A 5,438-nucleotide genomic window follows, 5' to 3' on the forward strand; every position below is an offset into this window, starting at 1 on the left:
CGACGCGTGTGGATCAACGATCCGGCCAAGCGCAGGGAACCCGCACAACAAGCTTCATAGCACCCCAACCGTCTCACTTGACTTGAAATCTTCCGAGGCGACCTGATTGGGTAAGGCGCGAAACCCCCCGGCAGGGACCCAAGGAACCAGGCCGACGCACCCCGCCGCTACCGGGTCCAACCGCTGGCTCCCTGCCCGGCCAGCAGCCTGGGAATCTGCACCAGACTGACCAGTAAGAACGTCATAGCCTGTCACCACTAAGAACGCGGCAACCTGTCACCACCACAACCGACATGAAGCTTTCACCAGTACAAACGACACACCGCGGTCAGTGACACATCGCTGTTCCCCCAGTGACAACGAACCGCAGATTCGCACCCCCAGCGGTGCCCGACTGGACGAACACCCGCCCACGATCCCCTTCAGTAATAGCGACCGGCCCGAAAGCGACGGTCTTGAGGTCCATCGCCCGGATAGCCTCCCCGGTCTTCAGGTCCCACACGTGGACACCGGCTTCGTAGCGCCGCGTGACCCGGTCAAAGGCCTCGCATCCCTCTCCCCCTTCCCCGCAGGTCCCCCCGGTCAGGCGCCGGAGGCCGTGCCCGCCTCGCGGGCGGCGTGCCGCTGGACTTCCTCCGAGGGCGCCACCAGCGGCCCCGCCACAGGTGGGGCCGGCTCCGGCCGCCACATGGCGCCCCGGCACAAGGTGGCCACACCTACCGTGCCGCCCAGAATCGACAGGACGAAGTCCGCCTGCACCAGACCCAGGTGGCCCGCCCGCCAGGCGGCCGCCAGCAGCACGCTGGTCACCAGCAGGCCCTCGATGCCGATCCGGTCCCGGGCCGACAGCGCCCACCAGGCCGCCCGTACCCGGTCCGCGCGCGCCCGGACACCCCGCCACGCACGTTCGAGGGGAGTTCTGGCCGTCACCGTGCGCGGCCTGTCCCCTTGACGCGCGAGGCGGCCTGCCGGTGGGCGGGCACCGCGGCTTCGGCCGGAGCGGCCTGTCCCGGGGCCGCCCCGCCGGACGTTGTGGTGGAGCGGGAGCGGGCCGCCCCTGGTGACACCCGCACCCGGGAGACCGGTCCCGGCGGCGGTGTGGTCAGGGCATGGTGTGTCTGCTCGACCAGGCGTCCCACCAGCGCGGAGGCCGGCCCCTGCTTCCAGGAGGTGTCCGTGCCCAGGCGCGCCAGGTGCGCGCCAAGGGTTTTTTGGCCCTGGCTGTCGCCGAGCTGCTGCATCCGGGCGGCCAGCAGCGGCCAGTTACGGGCACCGATCAAGAGGCCCGCCTCGTGCTCGGGCAGCACGTCGTTGACCATCGACACCATCGCCGCGTGCGCGGCCGGCTCGACGCCGAGCTGTTCCAGCGCTTTCGCCCTGTCCCCCAGGTTCAGGTCCAGGGGAACCTTCAGGCCCTCGGTCAAGGGCCCCCAGGAACGGCGCGCGTCCTCGCTCACCACCACCGCCGGGACCGGAGCAGGTGCCGGAGCCGGAGCCGGGGCGGCAGGAGCAGCGGCCGGGGCTGGGGCGGGAGGAGCAGCAGCGGCCGGGGCGGGGGCGGGGGCGGGCGGCGCCCATGGGTCGATGGCCTCTCGCACCGGCGCCGCGGTAGCGGGCGCGGTGCCCGGAGCGGGGGCGGGTGCGGGGACCCGGGTGCCAGCCGAAGCCGGGGCGGGGGCGGGAGTGGCGGCTGCCGGTGCGGGCGCGGGTGCGTGGGCGGCGGCCGCGGTGGTGACGGCGGCAACGGCCTGGTCGACGCCCGCTCCGGCGGCATGCGCGTCCACGAGAATCCGGGTGACGTCGATGCCCTTGGCGTCAAGTCGGCCCATCGCGGCCGCGATGTCCGGCCACGCCGGGGAGGACAGGATCGCGTCGCGCACCATGCCCTCGGGCATCGTCTTCTTCAGGAGGTCGGCCCACTGGTCGGTGCCCTCCGCCTTCGTGCGGGCCGCGTTCGCCACGACGGCCTGGTGGACTCCGGCGGTCATGCGGCCCATCTGCGGCAGGAACGTGCCGAGGTCGACACCGGCCTGCTGGAGGCCGACGAGCTGGCGGGCCATCACCGGCCAGTCCTCGCCCCGCATCAGCTCGGCCAGGACGTCGTCGCCCAGGACGCCGCGCAGCTGGTCGGCCGACCAGCCCGGCGCCATCTTCTCCGCGTCCTCGCCGAGTTCCTCCTCCTTGCCCGTGAGGCGTTTCTGGGTGGCGCGGCGTACGGCGTCGGTGATGGTCATCATCAGCCGGTAGGCCATCGCGGCGGTCTGCGCGGCCTCCCCGAGCGCTTCGGCGAACGGCTCGGGCTGGGGCGGGTACGACATCGGCAGGAAGCTCCCTCGGGTGGGGGTCAGCGCGTACGGGCGGGGCCCGGCCGTCCGGGATCCGGGCGCGGCCGGACCGGTACACCGGTAACGGGTGTGGCGGTCGGCAGGCCACGGCCCGCGGTGCGCACCACCCGACCGGTACGCGGCTTCGCCGTCGGTGGCGGGGCTCCGGTCAGGCCGGCTGCCTCCCGCAGCAGGACGGCCGCCTCCGAGGCGGCTTTCGCCTGCGCGCGGAAGGCCTGCGCGCGGTGCCAGTCGGCGGCGGCCTCCACCGCCTCCACGAGCGCGATCAGCAGCGTCAGTACCACCGCGGCGCCGCCGCCCCGGGCCGCGCGCGGGGCCCGCTCCAACGCCCGGGTCGAGGCGCGCCATCCGGCACGCGCGCGGCCCTCAAGGCCAGTTGAACGAGCGCCGTGGTCGGCGGCACGGCGGGAGGCGTACGCGAACGACCAGAACAGCCCCGACACGCTGATCGCCGTCTCCGCCGCTTTCAACCGCAGCAAGTCCGACAAGGACCCGGCCGAGTGGCTGCCCTCCGACGGCGGATGTCACTGCACCTACGCCGCGAACTGGGTGGGGACGAAGCTCCGCTGGGACTTGGCCGCCGACGAGAACGAGGTCCAAGCCCTCCTCGGGCTCGCCGAGGACTGCCCCAGCACCACCGTCGTCTACGAGACCGCTCCGTAAAGCCTTCCGGATCCTGGACTTCAGCGGCAGGGAATCAAACCGCCCGACCTTTGGATGAATGGCTGGGCAGCACAGCACCAGAGCTCCGGTGGATGAGGTGGACTTTCACTTCCATCTCATCCGACCGGAGCTTGTTGGGGTCGCGGCAGAACCAACCGAACTAATCCTCAGCTCAAATCAATCCGAGCCCCGAACAACACCCATGACGCAATTTGACATAATATGCCTCACTTAGAGGCGAGCATTAAATAACAGGCTTCAAATAGCGACCCCAAATTTGTGCCTTTCGATATGGCCCGTCACCGTCACTGTCATACTGAGGCTCATCAAAGGTCACCCAGTATGTCATTTCTCCATCCTGCGCCATCGCGTGCTGCACAGGCTCCGGGTCTCCCAGGTTGCTAATTTCTCCCTGAAATTCAACCCGCCAAGGACCAGCCCATGACGAATCTTGGATTACCGTTACCCGAGTTCCAGGCATAAGGAATGGAAGTCGACCCGAATGAGATTCATTCGCTTCAGCCACCAGAGCGGTCCTTAAACTTGAAGTCCTGCGCTTGCATTGTTCGTTCGTTGTAAACGTAGTGCACTTCAACCCCCTTGACCTTCATCTCCTTTTTAACCCATCCGTCCTCGGCAGGCCAGCGCGGGTCCTTCATGACTGTTGGAAGGGTATTGCCATAGGAAGGGTTCTCCTTGGCTAGGTCCATCGCCTCCTGCTCGTTTCGTCCCCCTGCCGAGGTACGGCCTGTCGACGCCGACTCAGCTTCGCGAAGGGCGTTGCCGAACCCATTGTTGAAACGCCGCGCACCATCAGCTGAGGTATAGGCACCCCCAACAATCAGCCCCGTTGACGCCACGATGGCAGGTGCGCCGGCAAGGCAGCCGACACCTGTGATGCAGATCGCGCCACCGGCCACGTCACCGCCTGCACCGGCAGCCATCATCGCCAGACCACCTGCGGTCTCTGCCGCCCCTATCCAGACATCGGGCTCGCTGAAAATCGCCTGAACGTAGACACCCGTGGTGTGGGCGGCATCCTTCATCCATTCAGGGATCCAGCTGTCGTCGTCCCTGTCCGGGACAGAGTGTTGTTTGAGCCAGGCTTCCTTCTGCGCCTTCCACTCGGCCAGCTCCGCCTGCTGCTTGACGATCACCGCTTGCCTGGCATCCACGGCATCTTGCTCTGCGGCTTCAGAATCCTTGCCTGCGGCGGTCGCAGATTCTCGGGCCTTTGTGGCAGCAGCCGCGGCCTGGTCTGCACTTTCGCGTGCTTGATTGGCGGACTTCTGCGCCCGCGTGGCGGAGTTTACCGCGCTTTCTGCAGCCTTCCTGGCATCGGATTCCGCTTTTCGCGCCGTCCTCGCAGCTGCTGCCGCCTTTGCCGCCGAGGATTCGGCCGCCGTAGCGGACTTGTCAGCGTCGGCAGCAAATCCCTTAGCCTCGATTGCCGAGTCCTGAGCCTGCTTTGCGTACTTATCAGCCAGGTCCTTGGCCTTGTTCGCAGTCGCGGCTGCCCGGTTCGCTTCGAAGGCATCCTTTTGAGCGGTGGCCGCGATGCCCGCAGCAGTGGAGATCAATTGCTCGACCTGCGCAATATGGGTGGTGGCAAGTCCATCTTTGCGGTCTGCTTTGTACTGCCCCGTCTCAATGAATGCGTGCAACAGGTCCGCAGGGCCTTCGAGAGCGACACGTGCCGCCGTCTTGACCTCGGGCCCGCCAACACTGACCAGCTGGGTGGCACGAACCCGCTCGTCCTCCGTACGGGCCAAGTACTGGCCGACGTTCAGGAAGTCACGGTATGTGTCAATCTTCTCCGAGTTGAGTGCCACCCGTCCTTTGTCCTTGAGGACCGGACCACCAGTTGACGTGATCTGGGTGATACGCAGACGCATGTCATCGGCCACAGCTTGATACTGGCCAGCTGTCAGGAATGCATCGATCTTGCCCTGATCCCCGGTCAGGGCCTGGGCTGCCGCAGTGCGTAGTTTGGAGGTCTTGGCGTTTACTGCCAGGTCCTGCACACGCTCACGGGCGTCCTGTTGCTTGCCGACCTTGCGCGTGGTGCGTATGTAGTCGGTGACGGCCTGATCGGAGCCAGCTAGCGCGATGATGGCAGCATTCGTGCTCCATGCGCCGCTGGCCTTCAGAGTCCGCAGGGCAATCTTACGCCCCTTTGCCCCGATGTCCTTGGTATCCGCTCCGGGCTGCCCCGCCTCAACTGTCAGTGCCTGGGCGTCGACTTCCAGAGACTGGGCCTGCTGGACGACTGCGGCCTGGGTCTTGGCACGCTGATCGGCCTGCGCTGTGAGGTCCCTGGCCTTTTCCAGCCCCTCTGGGCTTGCTTCGCTTTGACGGACATCCGAGATAAGGGGCTTGGGCCCCGGAAGGATGATGTCCATCATGGAGAGCATGGCGAAGAAGAAGGTG

General features: G+C 67.2%; 3 protein-coding genes and 1 pseudogene. 1 reads left to right on the top strand and 3 read right to left on the bottom strand.

The annotated features are described in order from the left end of the window. Window positions 1–582 precede the first annotated feature (582 nt). Entirely contained in the window at window positions 583–930 is a 348-nt protein-coding gene (locus ACIQV3_RS40400) for a hypothetical protein (protein WP_403722343.1), read from the bottom strand. Then, window positions 927–2,318, bottom strand: coding sequence for a hypothetical protein (locus tag ACIQV3_RS40405; RefSeq protein ID WP_403722347.1), 1,392 nt, complete (start codon window positions 2,316–2,318; stop codon window positions 927–929). The genes ACIQV3_RS40400 and ACIQV3_RS40405 overlap by 4 nt, the downstream gene beginning before the upstream one ends. 123 nt (window positions 2,319–2,441) lie before the next feature. On the opposite strand from ACIQV3_RS40405, the gene ACIQV3_RS40410 reads away from it, so the two are divergent. Beyond that, window positions 2,442–3,008, top strand: coding sequence for a hypothetical protein (locus ACIQV3_RS40410; RefSeq protein ID WP_403722350.1), 567 nt, complete (start codon window positions 2,442–2,444; stop codon window positions 3,006–3,008). Between the two features lie 518 nt (window positions 3,009–3,526). Here ACIQV3_RS40410 and ACIQV3_RS40415 read toward each other — a convergent pair. Next, window positions 3,527–5,438: pseudogene (locus ACIQV3_RS40415) on the bottom strand (chemotaxis protein); the annotation flags it as partial.

The sequence above is a fragment of the Streptomyces sp. NPDC099050 genome, assembly GCF_044759865.1.
Classification (GTDB): domain Bacteria; phylum Actinomycetota; class Actinomycetes; order Streptomycetales; family Streptomycetaceae; genus Streptomyces.

Bases quoted from the DNA above. Each gene is read 5' to 3' on its own strand.
- ACIQV3_RS40405 (WP_403722347.1), bottom strand. From the start codon at position 2,318: ATGTCGTACCCGCCCCAGCCCGAGCCGTTCGCCGAAGCGCTCGGGGAG.